The 25,006-nt window shown below is 57.8% G+C and carries 17 protein-coding genes; 5 read left to right on the top strand and 12 right to left on the bottom strand.

Features of this window, described 5'->3' with window-relative positions; translation table 11 throughout:
• The first annotated feature begins 67 nt into the window (after nucleotides 1-67).
• The gene (locus BLW11_RS01660) at nucleotides 68-1,078 is read left to right on the top strand and encodes an AI-2E family transporter (protein WP_048360293.1); all 1,011 of its coding nucleotides are present in this window, start codon (nucleotides 68-70) and stop codon (nucleotides 1,076-1,078) included.
• 102 nt (nucleotides 1,079-1,180) lie between these two features.
• Here the strand turns inward: BLW11_RS01660 and BLW11_RS01655 are convergent, their stop codons facing one another.
• On the bottom strand, nucleotides 1,181-2,446 hold the full coding sequence (locus tag BLW11_RS01655; RefSeq protein WP_048360292.1) for an Hsp70 family protein: 1,266 nt from the start codon (nucleotides 2,444-2,446) through the stop codon (nucleotides 1,181-1,183).
• A gap of 301 nt (nucleotides 2,447-2,747) precedes the next feature.
• Between BLW11_RS01655 and cbpA the strand changes: the two genes are divergently transcribed.
• The 4 genes from cbpA (at nucleotide 2,748) to BLW11_RS01635 (ending at nucleotide 14,688) form a co-directional block, all read left to right on the top strand.
• Nucleotides 2,748-3,659 (top strand): curved DNA-binding protein, encoded by a 912-nt coding sequence (gene cbpA, locus BLW11_RS01650; protein ID WP_048360291.1) that lies wholly within the window; start codon nucleotides 2,748-2,750, stop codon nucleotides 3,657-3,659.
• A 2-nt stretch (nucleotides 3,660-3,661) separates the two neighbouring features.
• The gene (locus tag BLW11_RS01645; RefSeq protein ID WP_048360290.1) at nucleotides 3,662-3,964 is read left to right on the top strand and encodes a chaperone modulator CbpM; all 303 of its coding nucleotides are present in this window, start codon (nucleotides 3,662-3,664) and stop codon (nucleotides 3,962-3,964) included.
• Between the two features lie 143 nt (nucleotides 3,965-4,107).
• A complete protein-coding gene (locus tag BLW11_RS01640) occupies nucleotides 4,108-9,330 on the top strand; it encodes an NEL-type E3 ubiquitin ligase domain-containing protein (protein WP_048360289.1) in 5,223 nt (1,740 codons plus the stop codon).
• A 132-nt stretch (nucleotides 9,331-9,462) separates the two neighbouring features.
• Nucleotides 9,463-14,688: an NEL-type E3 ubiquitin ligase domain-containing protein gene (locus tag BLW11_RS01635; RefSeq protein ID WP_053069555.1), complete on the top strand. Its 5,226-nt coding sequence runs from the start codon at nucleotides 9,463-9,465 to the stop codon at nucleotides 14,686-14,688.
• A gap of 25 nt (nucleotides 14,689-14,713) precedes the next feature.
• On the opposite strand, the gene ureC is transcribed toward BLW11_RS01635, so the two are convergent.
• From ureC to urtA, 11 genes are all read right to left on the bottom strand, one after another.
• Nucleotides 14,714-16,414: an urease subunit alpha gene (gene ureC / locus BLW11_RS01630; protein WP_048360288.1), complete on the bottom strand. Its 1,701-nt coding sequence runs from the start codon at nucleotides 16,412-16,414 to the stop codon at nucleotides 14,714-14,716.
• A gap of 55 nt (nucleotides 16,415-16,469) precedes the next feature.
• Entirely contained in the window at nucleotides 16,470-16,835 is a 366-nt protein-coding gene (locus BLW11_RS01625) for an urease subunit beta (RefSeq protein WP_048360287.1), read from the bottom strand.
• Entirely contained in the window at nucleotides 16,832-17,365 is a 534-nt protein-coding gene (locus BLW11_RS01620) for a GNAT family N-acetyltransferase (RefSeq protein ID WP_048360286.1), read from the bottom strand. The genes BLW11_RS01625 and BLW11_RS01620 overlap by 4 nt, the downstream gene beginning before the upstream one ends.
• Nucleotides 17,362-17,895, bottom strand: coding sequence for a GNAT family N-acetyltransferase (locus BLW11_RS01615; RefSeq protein WP_048360285.1), 534 nt, complete (start codon nucleotides 17,893-17,895; stop codon nucleotides 17,362-17,364). Before BLW11_RS01615 ends, BLW11_RS01620 begins: the two co-directional genes overlap by 4 nt.
• A gap of 9 nt (nucleotides 17,896-17,904) precedes the next feature.
• Entirely contained in the window at nucleotides 17,905-18,207 is a 303-nt protein-coding gene (ureA, locus tag BLW11_RS01610) for an urease subunit gamma (protein WP_048360284.1), read from the bottom strand.
• Nucleotides 18,208-18,289: 82 nt separating this feature from the next.
• Entirely contained in the window at nucleotides 18,290-19,129 is an 840-nt protein-coding gene (locus tag BLW11_RS01605) for an urease accessory protein UreD (protein ID WP_048360283.1), read from the bottom strand.
• 33 nt (nucleotides 19,130-19,162) lie between these two features.
• Complete coding sequence (gene urtE / locus BLW11_RS01600) at nucleotides 19,163-19,861, bottom strand: urea ABC transporter ATP-binding subunit UrtE (protein ID WP_048360282.1); 699 nt, start codon at nucleotides 19,859-19,861, stop codon at nucleotides 19,163-19,165.
• A 139-nt stretch (nucleotides 19,862-20,000) separates the two neighbouring features.
• Entirely contained in the window at nucleotides 20,001-20,846 is an 846-nt protein-coding gene (gene urtD / locus BLW11_RS01595; RefSeq protein ID WP_048360281.1) for an urea ABC transporter ATP-binding protein UrtD, read from the bottom strand.
• The gene (urtC, locus tag BLW11_RS01590; RefSeq protein WP_048360280.1) at nucleotides 20,843-21,922 is read right to left on the bottom strand and encodes an urea ABC transporter permease subunit UrtC; all 1,080 of its coding nucleotides are present in this window, start codon (nucleotides 21,920-21,922) and stop codon (nucleotides 20,843-20,845) included. The genes urtD and urtC overlap by 4 nt, the downstream gene beginning before the upstream one ends.
• The gene (gene urtB / locus BLW11_RS01585; RefSeq protein WP_048360279.1) at nucleotides 21,922-23,424 is read right to left on the bottom strand and encodes an urea ABC transporter permease subunit UrtB; all 1,503 of its coding nucleotides are present in this window, start codon (nucleotides 23,422-23,424) and stop codon (nucleotides 21,922-21,924) included. Before urtB ends, urtC begins: the two co-directional genes overlap by 1 nt.
• A gap of 172 nt (nucleotides 23,425-23,596) precedes the next feature.
• A complete protein-coding gene (gene urtA / locus BLW11_RS01580) occupies nucleotides 23,597-24,862 on the bottom strand; it encodes an urea ABC transporter substrate-binding protein (RefSeq protein WP_048360278.1) in 1,266 nt (421 codons plus the stop codon).
• Nucleotides 24,863-25,006: the final 144 nt, after the last annotated feature.

The raw sequence follows: 25,006 nt of genomic DNA, 5'->3' as shown, positions 1-25,006 counted from the left end.
AATCTAGTGCTGCCGGTCGAAGGCTGGCAGACTGCCTGTCCTTTCGCGCTGCCAGTTTTGAGGCTGTATGCCATCGTTTTCTCAGCGTCACATCATGCTTGCCAGCTACATCATCATTGCTGGCGGTCTGTTGCTGGTTTTTCCATTGCGTTTGTTGCCAAGCCTGCTGGCCGGTTTATTGGTGTTCGAGCTGGTCAATATGCTCACCCCGCAATTGCAGCGCCTGATCGCAGGTCGGCGTGCGCGCTGGCTGGCGGTGGCGTTGCTGGGTACCCTTATTGTCAGTGTGCTGGCGCTGATCTTCGCCGGAGCCATCAGCTTTTTGCTGCATGAGGCCGAAAATCCGGGGGCTTCGCTGGATAAGTTCATGACCGTGGTTGATCGGGCCCGTGGCCAGCTGCCGCCGCTTCTGGACAGCTACTTGCCCGCCAGTGCCGCAGAGTTCCGCATCGCCATCGGCGAATGGATGAACAAGCACCTCAGCGATCTGCAACTAGTGGGCAAAGACGCGGCCCACATGTTTGTGACCCTGCTGATCGGCATGGTGCTGGGGGCAATCATGGCCTTGCAGACCATTCCCGATATCAGCCGCAGCAAACCGCTGGCTGCCGCGCTGTTCGAGCGTCTGCACCTGCTGGTACAGGCCTTTCGCAATATCGTGTTTGCCCAGATCAAGATCGCGCTGCTCAACACCGTGTTTACCGGCGTGTTTCTGGCGGTGGTACTGCCGCTGCTGGGCATTCACCTGCCGCTGACCAAAACCCTGATCGTACTGACCTTCCTGCTGGGCTTGCTGCCGGTGATCGGCAACCTGATCTCCAACACGCTGATCACCATCGTTGGCTTGTCACTGTCGATCTGGGTGGCGGTGGGTGCGCTGGCCTATCTGATTGTTATCCACAAGCTGGAATACTTTCTCAACGCCAGGATTGTGGGCGGGCAGATCAGTGCCAAGTCCTGGGAGCTGCTGCTGGCAATGCTGGTGTTTGAAGCAGCCTTCGGCCTGCCGGGTGTGGTGGCGGGGCCGATTTATTACGCGTATTTGAAAAGCGAATTGAAACAGGTGGGGCTGGTTTAACAGCTTGCCCTCACCCTAGCCCTCTCCCGGAGGGAGAGGGGACTAAAGGCAAAAGCAGATTTGCGCCCTCTCCCTCCGGGAGAGGGTTGGGGTGAGGGTGTTTTAGCCGTACCGCTTTTTAGCCTCAATCGCCAAACCGCTGCCGATGCTGCCAAAAATGTTGCCTTCCACGTGGTTGGCATTGGGCAGCATGGCCGAGACGCTCTGGCGCAAGGCCGGAATACCGCTCGAACCACCGGTGAAGAACACCGTATCCACCTGCTCCACACCTACGCCTGCGCTGTTGAGCAGGTTGGTCACGCTGTTGCGGATACGCTCAAGCTGGTTGTCGATGGCCGCTTCAAACATCGCCCGGCTCAGGTCAACGCTCAGTCCGGGTTCAACCCGATCCAGCGCCACGTGGCGGTTTTCGTTGTGGGTCAGTTCGATCTTGGTTTCTTCGATTTCCATCGCCAACCAGTGACCGGCACGCTGTTCGATCAACTTGAACAGGCGATCAATGCCGCCGGTGTCAACGATGTCGTAGCGCATGCTGTTCAAGGCAATCTGGGTTTTTTGCGCGTACACCGAGTTGATGGTGTGCCAGGTCGCCAGGTTCATGTGGTGGCTGGTCGGCATGTAGGCGCCGCTTTTCATCCGGCTGCCGTAACCAAACAACGGCATCACGCCTTGCAGGCTCAGCTGTTTGTCGAAGTCGGTACCGCCCACGTGCACACCGCCGGTGGCGAGGATGTCGTCCTGGCGGTTGTCCATGCCACGACGCTCGGGGGACAGGCGCACCAGCGAGAAGTCGGAGGTACCGCCGCCGATATCGACAATCAGCACCAACTCTTCACGCTCTATGGTCGACTCGTAGTCGAATGCCGCCGCAATCGGCTCGTACTGGAAAGACACTTCCTTGAAGCCGATGGCGCGGGCCACGTCGGTCAGGGTGTTTTCGGCTTCCTGGTCGGCCAGGGGGTCGTCATCGACAAAAAACACCGGGCGGCCCAGCACCACTTCTTCGAAATCCCGACCTGCGGTGTCTTCAGCGCGCTTTTTAAGCTGGCCGATAAACAGCCCCAGCAAGTCCTTGAACGGCATCGCCGTGCCCAGCACGCTGGTGTCGTGCTTGATCAGCTTGGAGCCCAGCAGGCTCTTGAGCGAACGCATCAGACGGCCTTCGTAGCCTTCCAGGTACTCATGCAGCGCCAGACGACCGTACACCGGGCGGCGTTCTTCAATATTGAAGAACACCACTGAGGGCAGGGTGATCTTGTCGTCCTCCAGCGCGATGAGGGTTTCCACGCCTGGGCGAAGCCAGCCGACGGTGGAGTTGGACGTGCCGAAGTCGATGCCGCAGGCACGTGCTGGAGTGGCGCTTTTCATGTCTTTCGTGTTCCGGTTAAAAAACGGCCGCGCAGTGTATGTCAGACCGCCACAGAATCGAAGGGCGACGATTCGCTAATTCGCAGGTTTTAATCCCCTTGAAAGACTATCCTTCATCCCCAAACTTCCAGACATTGGTTTGGTAGTTGTCAGGCGACTCTGTGAAGCCCGTAGGCTGCCGATAAACTTTTGCAGCACCGTTCAGCCACACGATTGAGATCGGTCAATCCACAGGCGGGCCGACCAGAGCATTCTGGGTGCCCAGAGCGGCGCGATATTGATAACGGATGGTGATCCTTACATGGACTTCAAAGACTATTACAAGATCCTGGGTGTCGAGCCCACGGCTGACGATAAGGCGATCAAGACCGCCTATCGCAAGCTGGCGCGCAAGTATCACCCGGATGTAAGCAAGGAAAAGGACGCCGAGAGCAAATTCAAGGACGTCAACGAGGCCTATGAAGCGCTTAAAAGCGCCGAAAAACGTGCCGAGTACGATGAAATTCGCAAATACGGCCAACACGGCCAACCGTTCCAGGGCCCGCCGGGCTGGCAGGGCCATTCCAGCGGTGGTTTCGAAGATCAGGGCGATTTTTCAGATTTTTTCAGCTCGATCTTCGGTTCGCGCGGTAATGGTTTTGGTGGCCAGTCGGGCCGCAGCGCGGGTCGACGTGGACAGGATGTAGAAATGGAACTGCCGATTTTCCTAGAAGAAACCCTGTCGGGCGAGTCGAAGCAGATCAGCTTCCAGATCGGCGACACCAGCAAGACCCTTAGCGTGAAGATCCCGGCCGGTGTGACGGACGGTGAGCGTATCCGCCTTAAAGGGCAGGGCGCGCCGGGCATGGGCGGTGCAGCCAATGGTGATCTATACCTGATCATTCGCTTTGCGCCGCACCCTAAATTCGATGTTGAAGGTCACGACCTGGTCATCACTGTGCCGTTGGCACCGTGGGAAGCTGCGCTGGGCACCAAGGTGGCGATACCGACCTTGACCAGCAAGGTGATGATGACCATTCGCCCGGACAGCCAGAGCGGTCAACGCTTGCGCATCAAGGGCCACGGCCTGAGCGACAAGAAAGGCCAGCGTGGTGATTTGTATGCCCAATTGAAAGTAGTCATGCCGACCCATGGCGACGAGGCCACCAAAGCACTGTGGCAAGAACTCGCCGACAAAGCGGCATTTGACCCGAGAGCCCAATGGAGTAACTGATCATGAGCAGCACCCTGATCGTTCAGCTGGACATGGAAAGGTTCTGCGAAGAGGCCAATATCCCGGCCACTTACGTGATAGAGATTGTCGAACACGGAATTATCGAACCTCAGGGCCGCACGCCAGACGTGTGGCGTTTTGAAGACTACGAACTGGTCATCGCCAAGCGTGCGGCCAAGCTGCGTGATGATTTGCACATGGAGTGGCAGGGCGTCGCCCTGGCGCTGGAACTTCTGGAAGAAGTGCAGCAACTGCGTGACGAAAACCGTCGGTTGAAGCAGCAATTGGGGCGGTTTGTAGGGTAATGACCACGCTAAACCTGCAGGCGCGCTACTTGAGTGTGCCTGCAGGCTTTCACCTGACGTGCGCTGGGGGATAAATAGATACCCCTTGAGTAAATCACCTCCTCGATAACCTGATGAACTCATCATTTATCAAGGAGTTTTCCATGTCTGAGACGACAGGTCGTGTCTTGCTTCCCGGCGCAACGCCGATCACCGAAGCGCGGCATTATGAGTTCTTAAAGGCCTCTATTCCCCATTATCTGGTAGACGCTAAGCCAGAGCATCGCGCTGCACTTAAAAGCACCGAACTACGCATGCCAGGCTGGTATGGCGCTTTGACGCCTGCTCGTAAAAAACATCTCAAGCCTTTACTGGAGGCGCGATTTACCTCGCAGAATCGTCTGGATCTGTACTTGAACAAAGTGCTACCGCTTGAGGCGTTTGCACAGCCTTTATTGGAAGCCGCCCTGAAAACCGCAGGCTTCACCCTGAACGTCAATGATGTGTACCTGAAGCTATACATCCCGGCAGTAGATGCTTTCGGCGTTAACACCGGGGGGTATGGCACGTACACGTTGTCATTGCTGCAAGCGGCGTTGCACAACTTCGAACAACCCGAAACTCAAGCGAATTTCTTTGCCGCAGAGTCCGGTTTTATCACTCGCCCGGATGACCTGGGGCGATATCAACCCTACAGCACCTTGCTGAAAATCGAAGTCTTCACCCAGCTGTGTCGTGACCTCGATCTTGGCGCTAAATACCAGGAGTACCTTAAACCGTACCTGGATCCCCAGGAGCCCGTGTCCCAAGGTGTATTGGAGCACCGTTACTTCACACAGCAAAAAGCCATGCTCAAGCTGGATGCGCAAATCGCGTTGTTCAAAGGTGATATTCGCCCCGACGATCATGACCTGATGCTGCGAGTGATCAACGGTGAGCGCAACATCACTTATGGCGACCAGCAACTGTGGTATCGCACGCCCTGCGTGATGGAGCTTTTGCTGCATGGCTGCGTCGTGTTCTCTTTTAGCGAGAAATACCGATACGCCACGGATCTCATTGTCTGGATTCCCGGTGATCCCGAGCACCCCCTGAAGCGGTACGCCACTTATGATGATTTTCGCGATGAGTTGGTTCGCAAGCTCACGGCTCGCAGCTCGTCTTTGGCGCAGACCGGTTTTACGCCGTATCAGGCGTTTATTAGCCGTTTTATCAAGCAAAGTGATCGCCCTTATTACTACAAGCGCTTAACTGAGCTGGTTGAGGACGCTCCGCAACAGCCATGGGGGGTTGAGTGGTTCCGTTCTGAAACCACCCAGTTCTGGGTCCGCGCCTTAGCGCCGCAAGCTTCGTTGATATTCGTTGTATCGCCAAACCCTGAAACCCATAAAAGCCGTGTTCTGGCAGAGCATCCCTCGATCCATGTTAACGCCACCAACATGGGCGGCGAAGGCATCTGGGCAGACATTGATCTGTGGAGCACCTTGCTCAAAGAGATGCGCACCCAAGCCTTTGCCAATGCACAAAGCATGGCGATCCCTACTGCGCTGGCTGATGCAAATAATCGCTCGCTGCGCTATTCGCACTACCTGAACATCGGGCTGTTTGCGGTCAACCTGGTGGCGATGCTCATACCACCCTTGGGCGAAGTCATGATGGTGGTCATGGCGGGGCAATTGCTCTACGAAACCCTGGATGGGTTTGTCGAATGGAGCGAGGGGGACACGCAAGCAGCCTGGGCTCATATCAGCGACGTGCTTGAAAACCTGGCAACACTGGCGGTAGGCGCTGGCGTCTTTCACGTTGCGTCGCCGGTTATCGAAAAGCTCAAAGTGGTTTTCTTGCCCGATGGTTCACAACGACTGTGGAAGGCTGATCTGAGCCCCTATGAACGCTCAATTGAAATTCCACTGAATTCCCGCCCGGATAACGCGGGGTTGCACACAATAAAGGGGCAGAACGTGCTGTTGCACGAAGGTAAAACCTATGTGCTGCAATTCGATCCCATTTCCGGGCAGTACCGCGCCGGTCACCCCTATGACCCACATGCCTATAAGCCCGTGTTCAAACACAAAGGGCTGGGTATTTGGGTACATGAGGGCGAGAAGCCGCTGACCTGGGATCTGCCGATGCTGAAGCGCCGTCTGGGGACCTTGGGCGCAGATTATAGCGATACCGAATTCGATCACATCCTCAAGGTCAGTGATGTACAGGAAGATGATCTGCGGCGCATGTATGTCGAGGACGAGCCATTACCCGGCTTGCTGGTAGATAGCCTGCGTCAGTTCAGGGCCTACACCAAGGCCATGAAGGCTGTCGAAGAAGTACGGGCCGGGCGTCTCTCCAGGGATCTGAGTACGTATAGCGTCATTTTTACCACCGAGCTTGCGAGGTGGCCGCAGACCATGGCCTTTGATGTGTACGATGAGTTTTGGCCGCAAGTAAACGCCAAGCGTTACGGCAGCGCGCAGGCAACGGGCAGTAATCTAATCAGAATCAGCCAGGAAGAGTTGATGGAGGGGCAGTTACCGGGGCGAGTGATCGGTGCGTTGAGTCAGTCGCAAATAGAAGGGTTACTGGGTGATCAGGTTCCCTTTGACACCGAAGAGCGAGTGCGTGTGTTCAAGGAGCGACTGGCCATGCACATGGAAAAAAACACTCATCGGCTGTACACAAGTTTGTATGGCGAACCTGTGTCGGACACAGACCCGGCCAACGCATCCATTAAACTCGTCAAGCGTCTGTTCCCCCAATTGTCGACTGGCATGGCACGTCGGCTAGTGGCCGACATCAATCCCGCAGAAAGTCTTCAGCTCAAGGGCGGTAAATTACCGGCGCGCCTGCACAGGGTCGCGCGTCAATGGCAGCGCCAAACCCGCTTGTCTGCCGCTTATTTAGGGTTGTACCTGGACGGCCTGATAACAGCCGATACCGAAACCCTGGTCTTGAATACCCTTGAGCATCTGCCTGGCTGGCAAAACGACCTGCGTATTGAAATACGTAATAACCAGTTCAGTGGTGAGTTGAGAGCCAGTTTTGGAAAGAGTGATGCGAGCGTACGAAAAGTAGTGGTCCGAATCTCGGACGGTAGATACAAGGCGTTTGACGGCGAAGGCAATGAACTGCACGGCGATGATGATCTTTACAGCAGCCTGCAACATGCCCTGCCGGATGCCCACCGTAAAGCGGTGGGCGTGGCCCATGTCGGCCAAGGGGGTGAGTTAAAGCTCAAGATCCAGCAGCACGCACTACCGCGCCCCTATTTACGCGAGTTATTAGGTATGCGAGCTGATAATCGCCCATTTTTTCAGCCTCCCGAGCGTTTGTCTGACGGTCGACTGGGCTATCCGCTCAGTGGCCGAGGCGCAGCAGGTGCAGCCACCACCGCTAATGAAGCTTTGAAGGCCCGGCTTCAAAACCTCTATCCCGAGGTGGGTGAGGCGGCTGTGTCGAGTTTTCTGAATGCGCATGGGGAAAATGCGGTGGCTCGTATAAAGGTGTTGGAGGGCGAATTAGACCAGTTGGAGAGCACGCTTAATCGATGGATTATTTCGCCTGTTGACGGGGAAGTGGCGGGGTCGGGTGGTGTTTCTTGGGACCGCAAACGGGTAGTACTCCGTCAACGGCATTCGGTACGTAATCTCCTGAAGAAAGCCTGGCGTCGAGTGGGGCCCCGGCATGTCGTCAGCGACCGTAATCTGGGGCAGATGTTGGAATTCAAAGAACCGGGGTTGGGGCCCATTCTGGAGTCCTTGCCGCCCCTGACGGCGGATTTTGGTCATGTCACCCGCCTGGTCATGGACGATATCGGCGCAGCCGATGGCATCGATAGCTTTATGTCTCGCTTCAGCAAACTGCGCTCGCTCGAAATCAGGGATTGCAATTTGACGCATTTACCCGCGTCGATTGGGCGGATGCCGCGATTGGGCGAGCTTGACTTGTCGTTTAACGACATTGTGCTGACGCCTGAGTCTGTGATCCAACTGAGCCGATTGCCCCGCATGCAACTGATGTCGCTGGAGTCCAACCCTATTCGCTTGTCCCCGGATATCAGTCACATGCCTCTCCTGCGAGGCTTGAATCTGAGAAATTGTGAGGTCGAGCAATGGCCAACAGGGTTTTTGGCTGTTCCACGGCCTCGAGAATTTCAGATGTTCCTTGAACGAAACCGCCTTTCGAGCATTCCTGATGTGGCGCCGGGCTCCGACAGGGCTAATACCCTGGCCCGAGCATTGGTGACTTACGATGACTTGCCATTTGAGGTGCTCAATAAGTTGAAAACTTACCGGGAGGCAGTTGAGCTTGACCCTGAACGTCAACGACCCTTTGGCTTGGAAGGGGACAGCCGCAATTGGTTGCGCGGTTTTAGTCCTGAAGAGGTTGTGAGTAATCAAGCCTTGTGGAATCGCATAGAGCAGGAGCATGGTTCAGAACCCCTGTTTAACCTTTTTGAACAGCAGGTCTGGTCGTTTAAGAATCGCCCGAGGGAGGCGATCCTGGATATGCAAGGCAAGATATGGCGAATGCTGGGGGCGATGGATGAAAGCGCAGAACTTCTCGACAAGATTTTTCTGATGGCCTCTGCTCCCATGACGTGCGTGGATGCAGGGGCACAGATTTTCAATGCATTAGGCATTGAGGTGATGTTGCATGAGGCCTACCGCTTACCGCAGGAGTGGCTGGTTAAACTCGAGGTGCTGGACCTGTCCAGAGGCAAGGCACGTCTCAACCAGTTGGGCAGAATTGCCCGTGCGCGGGTCGATGAGTTGATCGCCGGGGGGCGTCGGCATCAAGCTTTTGATGAGACGGGCGATGTTGTGCCGCATTACCAGAATGGGGTTTTAATGAAGTCCATCGATGAGGTTGAGATTTACCTTAAATACACCACCGAACTCAATGACAGGTTGGCCTTGCCCTGGCAAGTACCTCATATGGTGTTCACCGAAGGTGATGTGACCGAAGAGATGCTTGAGAGCGCTTACCTCCACGTGAGAGCTTTGGAGGCGGGAACAGGGTTGCGTGATCAATTAATTGAACTGCCAATGTGGACTGAGTTTCTTGAGCGTTCTAACCCTGTCACGTTTGAGGCTGTGAAAAATAAAATAAATGCATTGATCGACTTGCAAGAAGCGCAAGAAACATTGGTCGCGCAAGGCGCCATGTTGTCCGAGGGGCAAAAAGAGGTATTGCGCCAGAGCATCCAGGCGGCCGCCGACACCCTTGCCATGGAGGTGGTTCCAGGGCAGGTGCTCGGTGATGAGGCGTATTACACGCTATTGGGCGTTTTTGACCAACAGAAGCAGGCCGCCATGCGATCTCTGACGAACGAGGCGTTGGGTGTAGGAGCCGACGAGGACGAGCCGAAAACAGGCAGAGCTGATTCCTGATTCGCCGTTACTTGTTGCGACGCGGATTGTAAAACCCAGCGTGGGCTTAAGTGAACGGCACTAAATAGATAACCCTTACAGCCGGTTGCCCCTCGATAAGCTGATGACTCAGACATTTTTCGAGGGTCAACCATGTTTGATTCCAACACTCAAGCGTCCTCCCTGATGATTCAAACGGCACGGCGAGGGCGTCATGATGCCTTCCTTAAGCGATCACTTCCCCCATGGCTGGTCGATACCAGCGTTGAACGCAAGACCGAGCTCAAGAACACCAAGCCCCATATTCCGGAGTGGTACGCGACTGCGACCGACAGGCAAAAAGCACAGCTCAAATCGTTGCTTGAGGTTCGATTTACTTCGCAAAATCGCTTGGATAAACACCTTAGCGCTTTGCAGACGGCTGAGGCGTTCGCGCAACCGCTGTTGGAGGTCGCCCTCAACTCTGCAGGCTTCACACTGCCCGTGAAGAACGTGTATCTGCGGCTCTACACGCCGACGGTGGATGCTTTTGGCGTCAGATCCGGGGCGCACAGCGTGCGTACGTTGTCATTGCTGCAAGCGGCGCTGCACAACTTTGAGCAGCCCGAATCACAAGCCAATTACTTTGCTGAAGAGTCCGGTTTTATTACGCAGCCCGATGAACTGGGGCGATCTCAACCCTATACCACTTCATTGAAACTCGAGACCTTTACCCAGTTGTGCCGTGACCTTGATATTGGCGCTCAGTACCAGGAACACCTACAGACGTATTTGAACCCCCAGGGCCGGGTGTCCCAAGGCTTACTGGAACAACGCTATGCCACACAGCAAAAAGCCATGCTCAAGCTGGATGCGGAAATTGCCTTGCTCAAAGGGGACATTGATCTCAACAGCCATGCTCTGATGCGGCGAGTGATCAACGGTGAGCGCAACATCAGAGTTGGCGAGCAGCAACTGTGGTATCGCACCCCCTGCGTGATGGAGCTTTTGCTGCATGGCTGCGTCGTGTTCTCTTTTAGCGAGAAATACCGATACGCCACTGATCTCATTGTCTGGATTCCCGGTGATCCCGAGCACCCCCTGAAGTGGTACGCCTCTTACGATGATTTTCGCGACGAACTGGTGCGCAAGCTCACGGCTCGCAGTTCGGCATTAACGCAGATAGGTTTGACGCCGTATCAGGCGTTTATTAGCCGGTTTATCCAACAAACGGATCGTCCTTATTACTACAGGCGCCTGACCGAACGAATCAAGGATGCTCCTGATCAGCCTTGGGGGGTGGAGTGGTTCCGCTCCGAAAGTACCCAATTCTGGTTTCGTGCTTTAGCGCCGCAAGCCTCGTTGGTGCTAGTGGTATCGCCCAGCCCCGAAACCCACAAAAGCCGTGTTCAGGCTGAACATCCTTCGATCAGCATTAACGCCACTACTTTGGGCGACGAAGGCACCTGGGTAGACATTGACCTCTGGAGCACATTGCTCAAACAGATGCGCGCCCAAGCCTTTTTAAATGGGCAAGCCATGGCGCTGCCCACCGCGATTACCGATGCTCATAACCGATCATTGCGCTATTCGCACTACCTGAACATCGGGCTGTTTGCAGTCAACCTGGTGGCGATGCTTATACCGCCCCTGGGCGAAGTCATGTTGGCAGTCATGGCCGGGCAATTGCTCTACGAAACCATCGAGGGTATTCACGAGTGGTCTGATGGCGACAAGGAAGCAGCCTGGGCCCATATCAGCGACGTGCTGGAAAATATGGCGACATTGGCAGTAGGTGCTGGTGTCTTTCACGTTGCGTCACCGATTATCGATGGCCTCAAAAAAATCAACTTGCGCAATGGGACTCAACGCCTGTGGAACCTTGACCTGCGTCCCTATGAGCGCTTGATTGAAATTTCCCCAGGCTCCAGGGTGAGTGAGCTGGGGCTGCACCTGATTGAGGGGCAGAAAGTGTTGTCGCACGAAGGTAAAACCTATGTGCTGGAATATGACCCCATTTACGAGCAATACCGCGGCATTCACCCCACAAACCCCACTGCCTACAGGCCCGAGTTTAAGAGCAGCGGGTATGGGGTATGGGTGGATGAAGGAGATCAGCCTCTTACATGGAGTCGCACGACACTGAAGCGTCGCTTGGGGCCATTGGTGAAAGGCCTGCGGGACATAGATATAGAGCTCATGCTCAAGGTGTGTGACGTGCAAGAGGGGGACCTGCGGCGCATGTATACCGAGGGCGAGCCGATGCCAGTGTTACTGCTGGAAAACTTGCGCCAATTTGAGGCCTACACCATGGCCAGGAGAGCCGTCGCTGAAGTGCGGGGCGGTTGTATTTCCGAAGAGCTGTGCGGCTATGCGGCCGCGCTCACGGTTGATATGCCCGGCTGGCCAGCGTCCAAAGCGGTTGTAGTGTCTGATTCACACGAGCTGGACGCGAGCAGCATCAGTTATGGCAACGCCAGGGCAACGCAGGCTGATGTGATCAACGTCAGTCGGGCTGATTTGATGGCAGGCGAGCTGCCGGGCCGCGTGGTGGACGCCTTGAGCGTGCCGCAACTTGAAGCGCTGCTGGGCAATCGCATGCCCTTTGAACGGGCAGATCGCCTGGCTATGTTCAAAGAACAGTTGAGCGTGCATATGGAAAAAAATATTCAGCGTCTGTTCAACAGCTTGCGTGAGGAGCGTGTAGCCACAGCAGAGCCTGCGCATCCGTCCATTGAATTGATTAAACAGATGTTTCCAAAACTACCCAGGGTGATGGCTCTGCGGTTGGTCGCCCAGGCGGGCCCTGACGAACTTAAACAGCTCGCCACGGGCAAGGTGCCCTTACGTTTGATGGAGGCGGCCCGCACGTTGCAGCGCAATGCTCGGCTTTCCTGCGCGTACTTGGGGTTTTATCTGGACGGATTGGTAACGACAGATACCGAAGTCCTGGTCTTGAATACGCTCAAATCGCTGCCCGGATGGAAAAACGACCTGCGCCTTGAAGTGCGCGAGGAGCACTTCAAAGGTCAACTGCGGGCCAGCATTGGCGCGCAGGATGCCGCCCATCGAAAAGTACTGGCGAGAATCTCCGATGGCAAATACCAGGCGTTGGATGAAGAGGGCAATCAGCTGCATGGCATCGATGACTTTTACAGCAGCTTGCAACACGCCTTGCCGGATGATTATCGAAAAGCACTTGGGGTACCTCATGTTGGGCAAGGTTTGCAGTTAAAACGTGATTTGCAGCATCGAGCGTTATCCCGCGACCAACTGCAAAAACTGCTGAAATTGAAATCCGACAGCCGCCCCTTTTTTTTGCCGCCCCAGCGTTTGGTTGATGGCCGGTTGGGTTATGTGCTCAGCGGTAGTGCTGTGCTTATTGAGGATGACGCTCAATGGGCTGCGATGAAAGTTCGGCTGGGACGGCTTTATCCAACGTTCACGCCGAACGAGATAAACGCTTTTTTTAAAAATAAAGATGCCTCCTCGAAACTTCGCCTCCAAGCGTTGGAGGATGAATTTGATACGTTCACCACTGCACTGTGGGAGTGGAGTTATCTGTCCATCGAGGGCAAACCTGTGAGTGCTACAACAACACCGCAAGAACGACGCATTCTAAGGCTCAAACATCAGGTGCGTGGGCGTCTGGAAAAAGCCTGGCGTCGATCCGGGCAGCCTCACTTTGACCGCACGGGGCAATACCTGGGCCAACAGTTGAGCTTTCCACTGGAGGGCGTGGGCCCGGTTTTGCAGAGCTTGCCGGCGCTGGGTGCTGACCTGGGTCATGTCAGCAAGCTTAGTTTCTCAGGGGTCGGGGTCACGGACGGGATTGACACATTTCTTCGCAGTTTCAAACACCTGCGAGAACTGGACATTACGGGCGAGTCTTTGACTCATTTGCTCCCGGCCATTACAGACATGCCTTTTTTAGAGGTACTCAATCTCAAAGGCAACGCTATTGTGCTGACCCCTGAGGCGATCGCTCAGTTGCGAACCTTGACCCTTATGCGCAAGCTGAACTTTGAGGGCTGCCCGTTGGGCTTGCCTCCGGATATCAGCCGCATGCCTTACCTGAAGCGATTGACGCTGACCCGGTGCAATCTTGATCGTTGGCCGACGGGGCTCTTCGCGCACCCGCGGGCACGTGAATTCAAGCTGCTTCTGGATGAGAACCCGCTTCGTCACATTCCCGATGTGGGGCCAGGTTCGGATAAGGCAGCAACCGTTGCGCGCACCTATTTGACCCTTAGTGAGCTAACCACGGCGGTGGCCGAGCGCTACAACCTGTATATCGAGTCGGTGGGTATAGACCCGCTGCGACTTACTCTTTCGAGATCTGAGCCCGATAGCCTCCACTGGATGAGTGGCTTGTCGCCCGACCAAGTGGCTCACAACCAGGCGCTATGGAACTTCGTAGAAGCACACGCAGGCTCTGAGCGCTTTTTCAATGTCATCCGCGATCAGGCTCGCCACTTGGACCTTCGCAGTCATGCGTTCAAGCTGGATATGACAGACAAGGTCTGGCGCATGCTGCAAGGGATCTCGGATAGCCCCGAACTTCGCGACACATTGTTCGAGATGGCGACCTCCCCTTATTTCTGCGTGGATGCGGGGGTGCAGTTGTTCAATGCGATGGGGGTCGAAGTCAGGCTGTATGAGATCTATCGGGGTTCCCCGATATTTGTCGGTACCGAAATTTTTGAGCTGGCCAGAGGCAAGGTGCGCCTGGATGAGTTGGGAGCCATTGCCAGGGCGCGGGTACGTGTGCTTGAAGCCGAAGGGCGTCTACACCCTGAGTACGATGCGAACGGTAATCGGGTTCTGCATTTTGACAGCCTTGGCAGGCAGATCCGCGACATTGATGAGGTTGAAATCTACCTGGCCTACACCACTGAGCTGGCGCAGAGGCTGAATTTGCCATGGCAGTCACCCGAAATGATGTTCCCCGAGTCTGATGTGCCCCCGGCAATGATAGAGCGTGCCTTTAAGCGAGTTCAGGAGCTGGAGCAAGGCGATGGCCTGATTGATCAACTTCTGGATCAGCCCATCTGGATCGAGTATTTGAAGGGCGCTCATGCTGCACAGCTCAAGCCGATAAGGGAAAAAATGATCGCTTTGACCGATTTGCAAACAGCGCTACGCGACTGGGTCGAAGAGCTGGGCTTAACTGAGCAACAGCGGGCGGAGCTACGCACAACCATCGAAACAGCCGCCCGCTTGCTGGGTAAATCTGCTGACGAGGTTGCCCTCGGCAGATTGATGTCCAATACGGTCTATGACGCTGACATGCGCGAGCTTGATGCCGAGGAGCGTGAAGTAATGCATGCCTTGACAGTACAACGCTCCAGACCGCCCCTGGATTCCCTGCTGAGCGATTCAGGCTCTGACCTGGATTAAGAGTCAGAGCGCTGCAAGGCGTGTTTCAAAACAGAAAATAACGCTGGGCCATCGGCAGCACGTCTGCCGGTTCACACCACAACAACACGCCATCGGCCTTGACCTGATAGGTCTGGGGGTCGACTTCAATGTCGGGTAAATAGCCGTTGTGAATCAGGTCGGTTTTTTGCACGTCGCGACAGCCTTTGACCACGGCAATCTTCTTCTGCAGGCCCAGCGCAGCAGGCACCCCTGCGTCGAACGCCGCCTGACTGATAAACGTCAGGCAGGTGGCATGCCGCGAGCCGCCGTAGCTGGCAAACATCGGCCGGTAGTGAACCGGTTGCGGCGTCGGGATCGAGGCGTTGGCATCCCCCATCAGGCTTGCGGCAATTGCCCCACCCTTGAGAATCAGCGTCGGCTTGACCCCGAAAAACGCCGGGCGCCACAGCACCAGATCGGCCCACTTGCCCACCTCGACTGACCCCACCTCATGGCTCACACCGTGGGTAATGGCCGGGTTGATGGTGTACTTGGCGATATAGCGTTTGGCGCGGAAGTTATCGTTGCCGGGGCAGTCTTGCGCCAGCGGGCCGCGCTGCTTTTTCATCTTGTCGGCGGTCTGCCAGGTGCGAGTAATGACTTCGCCCACCCGGCCCATGGCCTGGCTGTCGGAGCTGATCATCGAGAACGCGCCCAGGTCATGGAGGATGTCTTCAGCGGCAATGGTTTCACGGCGGATACGGCTTTCGGCGAAGGCCACGTCCTCGGCGATGCTCGGGTCCAGGTGATGGCACACCATCAACATGTCCAGGTGTTCGTCGATGGTGTTGCGGGTGAACGGCCGGGTCGGGTTGGTGGAGCTGGGCAGCACGTTGTTCAGGCCACAGGCCTTGATGATGTCCGGTGCATGACCGCCGCCCGCACCTTCGGTGTGATAGGTGTGAATGGTACGGCCCTTGAAGGCGGCCAGGGTGGTTTCGACAAAGCCCGATTCGTTCAGGGTGTCGCTGTGAATGGCCACCTGCACGTCGTACAGATCGGCCACGTTCAGGCAGTTGTCGATGGCGGCGGGGGTGGTGCCCCAGTCCTCATGCAGCTTGAGGCCGATGGCCCCGGCTTCGACCTGTTCGATCAGCGGTTGCGGCAGGCTGGCGTTGCCCTTGCCGGTGAACCCCATGTTCATCGGGAACGCGTCGGCTGCTTGCAGCATGCGCGCCATATGCCACGGCCCGGAGGTGCAAGTGGTGGCATTGGTGCCCGTGGCCGGGCCGGTGCCGCCGCCGATCATGGTGGTCACGCCGCTCATCAGCGCTTCTTCGATCTGCTGCGGGCAGATGAAGTGGATATGGGTGTCGATGCCGCCTGCAGTGAGGATCATGCCTTCGCCGGCGATGACTTCGGTGCTGGCGCCAATGGCGATGGTGACGTTGGGCTGAATGTCGGGGTTGCCGGCTTTGCCGATGGCGTGGATGCGCCCGTTCTTGAGCCCCACATCGGCTTTGACGATGCCCCAGTGGTCGACGATCAGCGCGTTGGTGATGAGTGTGTCCACCACCTCGCTGGCGAGCAATTGGCTTTGGCCCATGCCATCGCGAATCACCTTGCCGCCGCCAAACTTCACTTCCTCACCATAGGTGGTGAAATCCTGCTCGACCTCGATCCACAACTCGGTGTCGGCTAAACGAACCTTGTCGCCTACGGTGGGGCCGAACATGTCGGCGTAAGCCTGACGGGATATTTTCATTGTGAGTTCCTAAAAAATTGGTTCGAACCCTGTGGGAGCGAGCCTGCTCGCGAATTCATGGGGTAATGGTGTTGCTCCCGGGAGCTTCGCGAGCAGGCTCGCTCCCACGGGGGCTGTCCAGGTCGCCCATCACGCGCCCGGCAAAACCGAACACCCGGCGCAGCCCCGCCAGTTCAACCAGTTCCACTTCCCGGGTCTGGCCCGGCTCGAAACGCACTGCCGTGCCTGCCGCAATATTCAGGCGCATGCCGCGGCTGTCGCCACGGTCAAACATCAGGGCATCGTTGGTTTCGAAAAAGTGATAGTGCGATCCGACCTGGATTGGGCGGTCGCCGCGGTTGGACACGCTGAGCGTGTGCGTGCGACGGCCTACATTCAGCTCGATGTCACCCGATTCAATGCGGTATTCGCCCGGGATCATCGCGGCTCACTCAATGTCTTGAAGTAGATGGCGGTCGGGCTGTAATGGCCGTTGGGGCTTTGGCAATAGTTGGGCAGTTCGCCGACGCGGGTGTAACCCAGGGCACTGTAAAAGTTTTCGGCAGGGGAGCCGGCTTCGGTGTCCAGGTGCAGCAAGCCGCGCTTTTGCTCACGTGCGCCTTGCTCCAGGGCGTGGATCAGCACCTGCCCAAGCCCCCGGCGCCGCGCTTCATTGAGCACCAGCAGCTTTTGCACTTCGGCGCGGTTCAGGCCGTTGGCCTTTTGGCACAAAATCAGTTGCACGCTGGCCAGCACGCGCTGGTCTTCGATCAGGACCCACAGCAGCAGGTTGCCTTGCTCCAGTTGGGCGTGAACCTCGTTGAAATAGCGGCTGGCCTGCGGCTGATCGAGGTCGTTCATAAACCCTACCGAGGCGCCGTGCCCGACGGCGTCGAGCAGCAGCACAATCAAGTCATCGCGGTACTGGGCAAAGCTTTGCGCCGTGACGCGCACTACCTGTTCTGTGTTCATTCGGCGCATTCCTTTGGCGGCAGTGCGCCGGGGTTGAGCATCAGTTGCATAAAGGTCAGGTCGAGCCAGCGGCCGAACTTGATCCCCACCTGGGGCATGCGCCCGCTCGTGACAAAGCCAAGCTGTTTATGCACATGGATCGACGCCGCGTTGGCGCTTTCAATGGCCGCGACCATCACGTGTTTGTCGCAGGCCCGGGCGCGTTTGATCAATTCGGTCAGCAACTGTGGGCCGAGGCGTTTGCCCCGTTGTTCGGGATGGACATACACCGAATGCTCGACCGTGTGGCGGAACCCTTCAAACGGGCGCCAGTCGCCAAACGAGGCGTAACCCAGGGCGATATTGGCGTCGTCGACGATTACCAGAACCGGATAGCCCTGGGCCTGGCGGGCGTTGAACCATTGCTGGCGGTTGTCCAGATCGACCGTCTGCTCGTTCCAGATCGCGAGGGTGTTGAGCACCGCATCGTTGTAGATATCGCGAATCGCCGGCAGATCGGCCGGGACGGCATCACGAATGACGTAAGACATGGTGCGGCCTCAGGCGATGGGTTGATGGACAGTGACCAGCTTGGTGCCGTCCGGGAAGGTGGCTTCGACCTGGATGTCGGGGATCATTTCCGGGATGCCTTCCATCACCTGCTCGCGGGTCAGCAGGGTGGTGCCGTAGTGCATCAGGTCGGCCACGGTGCGGCCATCGCGGGCGCCTTCGAGCAGGGCGGCAGAGATATAGGCGATGGTTTCCGGGTAATTGAGAATCACGCCGCGCGCCAACCGTCGCTCCGCCAGCAGGCCGGCAGTGAAGATCAGCATCTTGTCTTTTTCGCGTGGAGTCAGGTCCATGGTGGAGTCCGTGTTCGGCAGTTAAAAGTAATCGGGGCCTTTTGCCCTCACCCTAATCCTCTCCCTGAGGGAGAGGGGCTCTTCAAGTGCTCCAGATCCGTGGCGCCAGTGCTTCTCGTCCCAGCAGCGCCGGACGCAGCAAGCGCCATAAATCAATCAGCCAGGCCCGTGCCTGCATGGCTTCACCGGCCAGACAGCGGGCCACCAGCAAGCCCGGTAACTGGGTCAAGTCACCGCGCACCGGGTTGGGCAAGTTGCGGCACATCTCCAGTAACCCGGTACTGATTTCACCCGTCACCAGCAAGGTTGCAAACACCGGGTTGCCATCCAGCCCGATGGGGGAATCCAGCAGACCGTCGCCGCCCACAATGCGCTGGCGCTCATGCCAGAGCAACTGGCCGTCACGGCGAATATCCAGCCGCGATTGAAAGTGGCCGTGCTCAAAACGCTCGCCGCTGGCCAGTCGCCCCAGCGCGACCATATCCCAGTAAAACAGCCGCGCATCGCCTTCAAGTTCGATGCGGGTGGTGAGTTCGGCCTGGGCGGCGCTGAACACGATGGTTTCTTGTGGCAGCCATTCCAGGGTCGCTCCGGCGGCCACGTTCAGGGTCAGGTTTTGATAGGCCGGGCCGGCAGCGCGATACCACTTGGCCGCGCCGGGGCTGGTCAGTTGCGCCCAGGCATCAGGGCCGACGCTGGCGCGAATGTCGAGGATGTCACCACCGGCAATCCCGCCCGGCGGGTGGACGATGATGTGCTGGCACACCTGGGGGCCTTCGGCGTACAGGTGCTTTTGCACCCGTAGCGGGCCGACGTGACGGCGCAGGGTCGGGCGCGTGCTGTCGCCAAAGCGGCCATAGCCCAGCTCCAGCTCGGCATGCCAGCTGGGGGTGAACAACGCGGTAGTGGCGGGCAAGTTCATATGTAGGAATTTTCGTTTAGAGATCGGCGCAGATTAAATCGTTACCAACCCGCGTACACCTTCTGTTTGCATATTTTCGCCGCGGCCTTGCTGCACGATTTCGCCTCGGGACATCACCAGATATTGGTCCGCCAGTTCTTCGGCAAAGTCATAAAACTGCTCCACCAGCAAAATCGCCATGTCCCCCCGTGCGGCGAGCATTTTGATCACCGCGCCGATCTCCTTGATGACGGAGGGCTGAATGCCTTCTGTGGGCTCGTCGAGAATCAGCAAGCGCGGACGGCTGGCCAGTGCGCGGCCAATGGCCAACTGTTGCTGCTGCCCGCCGGACAGATCACCGCCCCGACGGTGCTTCATTTGCAGCAGTACCGGGAACAGTTCGTAGATAAACGCGGGCACCTCTTTGGCCTCTGAACCGGGGAAGCGCGACAGGCCCATCAGCAGGTTTTCCTCCACCGTCAGGCGCCCGAAAATTTCCCGGCCCTGGGGCACGTAAGCGATGCCGGAGTGGACCCGTTGGTGGGGTTTAAGCGAGGTGATGGTTTTGCCCTCCCACTGCACACTGCCTTCCTTGACGGGCAGCAACCCCATCAGGCACTTGAGCAGGGTGGTTTTGCCCACGCCATTACGGCCCAGCAGGCAGGTGACTTCGCCGACTTTGACCTCGAACGACAGGCCCCGAAGAATATGGCTGCCGCCGTAGAACTGATGGAGCTTTTGGACGTTAAGCATGTTGATTTCCTTTATGAGCTGCGCCGTCTCTGTAGCCGCTACCGAAGGCTGCGATCGAGCGTGTAGCGGTCGCGCTCTTGAAATGGTTGAAGCCCCTTCGGGCCTTATCGCAGCCTTCGGCAGCGGCTACAGGTATTCGTCAGCGGCCCAGATAAACTTCGATCACCCGTTCATCCGCCTGCACCTGTTCCAGCGAGCCTTCGGCCAGAACACTGCCCTGATGCAGCACGGTCACATGGTCGGCAATCGAGCCGACAAAGCCCATGTCGTGTTCCACCACCATCAGCGAATGCTTGCCCGCCAGGCTTTTGAACAGCTCGGCGGTGAACTCGGTTTCGGCGTCGGTCATGCCCGCCACCGGCTCGTCCAGCAGCAACAGTTGCGGGTCTTGCATCAGCAGCATGCCGATCTCCAGGAACTGCTTCTGGCCATGGGACAACAGGCCTGCCGGGCGGTGCGCCGAGCTGGTCAGGCGTATGGTGTGCAGCACCTCGCCGATGCGGTCCCTTTGCTCGCCCGTCAGTCTGGCGCGCAGGCTGGCCCACACCGACTTGTCGGTTTTTTGCGCCAGCTCCAGGTTTTCAAACACGCTCAGGGCTTCGAACACCGTGGGCTTTTGAAACTTGCGACCGATACCGGACTGGGCGATTTGCACCTCGCTCATCTGCCGCAGATCGAGGGTTTCGCCGAACCAGGCCTGACCTTCGCTGGGCCGGGTCTTGCCGGTGATCACGTCCATCATGGTGGTCTTGCCCGCACCGTTGGGGCCGATGATGCAGCGCAACTCACCCACGCCGATGTACAGGTTGAGGTTGTTCAGCGCCTTGAAGCCATCAAAGCTGACGCTGATGTCTTCCAGGGTCAGGATGGTGCCGTGGCGGGTGTTCAGGCCCGGTTCAGCGCGCTGGCCAAAGCTGATGGCGTCACGGCTGCTGCCCGCGTCTTTGTTGGGGTCGAGGATAGGTTCGAGCATGACATTCCTCATTGGTCGGCCTTTTTCTTCAGCAGGCCGATCACGCCTTTGGGCAGGTACAGGGTCACGACGATGAACAGCGCCCCCAGAAAGAACAGCCAGTATTCGGGGAAGGCCACGGTGAACCAGCTTTTCATGCCGTTGACCACGCCCGCGCCCAGCAACGGCCCGATCAGCGTGCCGCGCCCACCCAGGGCAACCCACACGGCGGCTTCGATGGAGTTGGTCGGCGACATTTCACCGGGGTTGATGATGCCCACTTGCGGCACATACAAGGCCCCGGCCAAACCGCACAGCACCGCGCTCAACACCCAGACAAACAGCTTGAAACCGCGCGGGTCGTAGCCGCAGAACATCAGGCGGTTTTCCGCATCGCGCAGCGCGGTCAGTACCCGCCCAAACTTGCTGCGCGCCAGACGCCAGCCGAGAAACAGGCTGACTACCAGCAACAGCACGGTGGCGAAAAACAGCGCTGCGCGGGTACCGGGTTCGGTGATGCCAAACCCCAGAATGCTGCGAAAGTTGGTGAAGCCGTTGTTGCCGCCAAAGCCGGTTTCGTTGCGGAAGAACAGCAACATCCCGGCAAAGGTCAGGGCCTGGGTCATGATCGAGAAATACACGCCCTTGATCCGCGAGCGGAAGGCGAAAAACCCGAACACCAGCGCCAGCAAACCGGGGGCCAATACCACCAGGCACATGGCCCACCAGAAATGCTCGGTGCCGACCCAGTACCAGGGCAGTTCAGTCCACGACAAAAATGTCATAAAGGCGGGCAGTTCATCGCCCGAGGCCTGGCGCATCAGGTACATGCCCATCGCGTAGCCGCCCAGGGCGAAGAACAAACCGTGCCCCAGGGACAGCAGTCCGGCGTAACCCCACACCAGATCCAGCGCCAGGGCGACGATGGCATAACAGAGGATTTTGCCCATCAGGGTCAAGGTATAGGCCGAGACCTGAAACGGGCTGTCGGCGGGCAACAGCGAGAGCAGCGGCAAGGCCAGCAGCACCAGCAAGGCCAGGCCCCCGACCCATGCGGTGACGGTGGGGCCGGCCTTTTGTGTGGCAGTGAGCATCAGAGGCTGATTCATCAGTCGATCACCCGTCCCTTAAGCGCGAAGAGCCCCTGCGGACGCTTCTGGATAAACAGAATGATCAGCCCCAGGATCAGGATTTTGCCCAGTACGGCGCCGATCTGCGGTTCAAGAATCTTGTTCGCGATGCCCAGGCCAAAGGCTGCGTAGACGGTGCCGGCCAGTTGCCCGACGCCGCCGAGCACCACCACCAGAAACGAATCGATGATGTAGCCCTGGCCCAGATCCGGGCCGACGTTGCCGACCTGACTCAAGGCCACGCCGCCCAGCCCGGCAATCCCCGAGCCGAGGCCAAAGGCGAGCATGTCCACCCGCCCGGTGGGTACGCCGCAGCAGGCGGCCATGTTGCGGTTTTGGGTGACGGCCCGAACGTTGAGGCCCAGGCGGGTTTTGTTCAGCAGCAACCAGGTCAGGAACACCACCGCCAGGGCAAAGACAATGATCACCAGACGGTTGTACGGCAGCACCAGGTTGGGCAGTACTTGCAGCCCGCCTGACAGCCACGCAGGGTTGGCCACTTCTACGTTTTGCGCGCCGAACAGCATGCGCACCAGCTGGATCAGAATCAGGCTGATGCCCCAGGTGGCGAGCAGGGTTTCCAGCGGGCGGCCGTAGAGGTGACGAATGATCGTGCGCTCCAGCACCATGCCCACGCCCGCAGTGACGAAGAACGCCACCGGCAACGCCAGCAACGGGTAGAACTCGATGGCGCCCGGTGCAAAGTGCTGAAACAGCAACTGCACGCAGTAGGTGGAATAGGCGCCGAGCATCAGCATTTCGCCGTGGGCCATGTTGATCACCCCGAGCAGGCCGAAGGTGATCGCCAGCCCGAGGGCGGCCAGCAGCAGAATCGAACCCAGGGACAAACCGCTGAACGCCTGCCCCAGCAAGTCACCGATCAGCAGTTTGCGTTTGACCTGAACCAGGCTGGTTTCAGCGGCGGTGCGCACCGTGGCATCGGTTTCGATATCCGGTTGCAGCAAGGTTTCGAGGCGGGTGCGGGCCAGCGGTTCGCCGGTCTCACCGAGCAAACGCACAGCGGCCAAACGCACGGCCGGGTCGGGATCGACCAGTTGCAGATTGGCCAGTGCCAGGCTCAGTGCGGTATGCACGTGGCTGTCATCTTCTGTGGCCAGTTGCCGGTCGAGGAATTTGAGTTGTGCAGGTTTTGCGGATTTTTGCAGGTGTTGAGCGGCACTTAACCGCAGCGCCGGATCTGTGGCGAGCAATTGATGGCTGGCCAGCGCGGTGTCGATCAACCCGCGCAGGCGGTTGTTCAGGCGCAGGGTTTTGACTTGACCGTCAACGGTGATCTGGCCTTGTTGCAGGCTGCTGATCAGCTCCGCGCGGGCGGGCGTGGGTTGAGCGGCCCAGCTTTCGAGCAGCGTGGCTTGTTGTAAGTTGTTGGCAGAGGCGAACTCGCTGGCGTCATCGGCCTGTGCGGCCAAGGGCAGCAACAGCGCGCACGCGAGGATGAAGCGGTAAAGGGCAGTGGGCATGGTTGGTGTCCCTGTTTGTCTGGCAGGTGGTAGACCTTCAGGGCGCTGGCCCTCACCCTAACCCTCTCCCGGAGGGAGAGGGGACTAAAAGCAGATGTGCGCAACGCTGTAGATCAAGCTCCCTCTCCCTCTCCCTCCGGGAGAGGGTTGGGGAGAGGGGCTTTTAATTGGCTCAGTTACCCTTCACCGCGTAGTCCGGCTTTTTGTCGTTGCCCGAAATGTATGGGCTCCATGGCTGGGCCCGGATCGGGCCTTCGGTTTGCCACACCACGCTGAACTGACCGTCCGGCTGGATTTCGCCGATCATCACCGGCTTGTGCAGGTGGTGGTTGGTCTTGTCCATGGTCAGGGTGTAGCCCGATGGCGCGGCAAAGGTCTGGCCGGCCAGGGCTTCGCGCACCTTGTCCACGTCGGTGGACTTGGCTTGTTCCGCCGCCTGGGCCCACATGTGAATGCCCACGTAAGTGGCTTCCATCGGGTCGTTGGTCACGGCTTTGTCGGCGCCTGGCAGGTTGTGTTTCTTGGCGTAGGCTTTCCACTGCGCGACGAATTTATCGTTGGCCGGGTTCTCCACCGACTGGAAGTAGTTCCACGCTGCGAGGTTGCCCACCAGCGGTTTGGTGTCGATGCCGCGCAGTTCTTCTTCACCCACCGAGAACGCAATCACCGGTACGTCGGTGGCCTTCAGGCCCTGGTTGGCCAGCTCTTTGTAGAACGGCACGTTGGAGTCGCCATTGACCGTGGAGATCACCGCCGTTTTGCCGCCTGCAGAGAACTTTTTGATATTGGACACGATGGTCTGGTAATCGCTGTGACCAAACGGGGTGTAGACCTCTTCGATGTCCTTGTCGGCCACGCCTTTGGAGTGCAGGAACGCGCGCAGGATTTTATTGGTGGTGCGCGGGTACACGTAGTCGGTGCCCAGCAACACAAAGCGCTTGGCACTGCCGCCGTCTTCGCTCATCAGGTATTCAACAGCCGGAATGGCCTGCTGGTTAGGCGCGGCACCGGTGTAGAACACGTTGGGCGACATCTCTTCGCCTTCATATTGCACCGGGTAAAACAGCAGGCCGTTGAGCTCTTCGAACACGGGAAGCACCGATTTGCGCGACACCGACGTCCAGCAACCGAACACCACAGCCACTTTGTCCTGAGTCAGTAACTGTCTGCCCTTTTCGGCAAACAGAGGCCAGTTGGACGCGGGGTCGACGACGACTGCTTCGAGCATCTTGCCGTTGACGCCGCCTTTGGCATTGATCTCGTCAATGGTCATCAGCGCCATGTCTTTAAGCGAGGTTTCGGAGATCGCCATGGTTCCGGACAGGGAATGCAAAATCCCCACCTTGATGGTCTCGGCGGCCTGCACCGTCCAGGTCATGCCCATGGCCGCGATGGAGGCGGTCAGGGTGAAAGCCTTGATCAAGCTACGACGCTTCATGGTGCGATCTCCAGGTATCTGATTTATTAGGGGGCTGATCTGAACACTGAGAAGGTCTTAGCAAAGGCTGTGCCGAGATAGGGAAAAGGCTCTGTATCGGGCTTTTGCGCGAAGATTGGGCGTAATGGCGCACCAGTTCGGGGC

This window comes from Pseudomonas deceptionensis, assembly GCF_900106095.1.
Classification (GTDB): domain Bacteria; phylum Pseudomonadota; class Gammaproteobacteria; order Pseudomonadales; family Pseudomonadaceae; genus Aquipseudomonas; species Aquipseudomonas deceptionensis.
This window is presented reverse-complemented; position numbering and strand designations above follow the sequence as displayed.

Coding starts and splice junctions, on each gene's coding strand:
- BLW11_RS01615 (WP_048360285.1), bottom strand. CDS start 17,895: ATGTCTTACGTCATTCGTGATGCCGTCCCGGCCGATCTGCCGGCGATT.
- BLW11_RS01635 (WP_053069555.1), top strand. CDS start 9,463: ATGTTTGATTCCAACACTCAAGCGTCCTCCCTGATGATTCAAACGGCA.
- ureA (WP_048360284.1), bottom strand. CDS start 18,207: ATGGACCTGACTCCACGCGAAAAAGACAAGATGCTGATCTTCACTGCC.
- urtC (WP_048360280.1), bottom strand. CDS start 21,922: ATGAATCAGCCTCTGATGCTCACTGCCACACAAAAGGCCGGCCCCACC.
- BLW11_RS01645 (WP_048360290.1), top strand. CDS start 3,662: ATGAGCAGCACCCTGATCGTTCAGCTGGACATGGAAAGGTTCTGCGAA.
- BLW11_RS01640 (WP_048360289.1), top strand. CDS start 4,108: ATGTCTGAGACGACAGGTCGTGTCTTGCTTCCCGGCGCAACGCCGATC.
- urtB (WP_048360279.1), bottom strand. CDS start 23,424: ATGCCCACTGCCCTTTACCGCTTCATCCTCGCGTGCGCGCTGTTGCTG.
- BLW11_RS01655 (WP_048360292.1), bottom strand. CDS start 2,446: ATGAAAAGCGCCACTCCAGCACGTGCCTGCGGCATCGACTTCGGCACG.
- ureC (WP_048360288.1), bottom strand. CDS start 16,414: ATGAAAATATCCCGTCAGGCTTACGCCGACATGTTCGGCCCCACCGTA.
- cbpA (WP_048360291.1), top strand. CDS start 2,748: ATGGACTTCAAAGACTATTACAAGATCCTGGGTGTCGAGCCCACGGCT.
- BLW11_RS01620 (WP_048360286.1), bottom strand. CDS start 17,365: ATGAACACAGAACAGGTAGTGCGCGTCACGGCGCAAAGCTTTGCCCAG.
- BLW11_RS01625 (WP_048360287.1), bottom strand. CDS start 16,835: ATGATCCCGGGCGAATACCGCATTGAATCGGGTGACATCGAGCTGAAT.
- urtD (WP_048360281.1), bottom strand. CDS start 20,846: ATGAGGAATGTCATGCTCGAACCTATCCTCGACCCCAACAAAGACGCG.
- BLW11_RS01605 (WP_048360283.1), bottom strand. CDS start 19,129: ATGAACTTGCCCGCCACTACCGCGTTGTTCACCCCCAGCTGGCATGCC.
- urtA (WP_048360278.1), bottom strand. CDS start 24,862: ATGAAGCGTCGTAGCTTGATCAAGGCTTTCACCCTGACCGCCTCCATC.
- urtE (WP_048360282.1), bottom strand. CDS start 19,861: ATGCTTAACGTCCAAAAGCTCCATCAGTTCTACGGCGGCAGCCATATT.
- BLW11_RS01660 (WP_048360293.1), top strand. CDS start 68: ATGCCATCGTTTTCTCAGCGTCACATCATGCTTGCCAGCTACATCATC.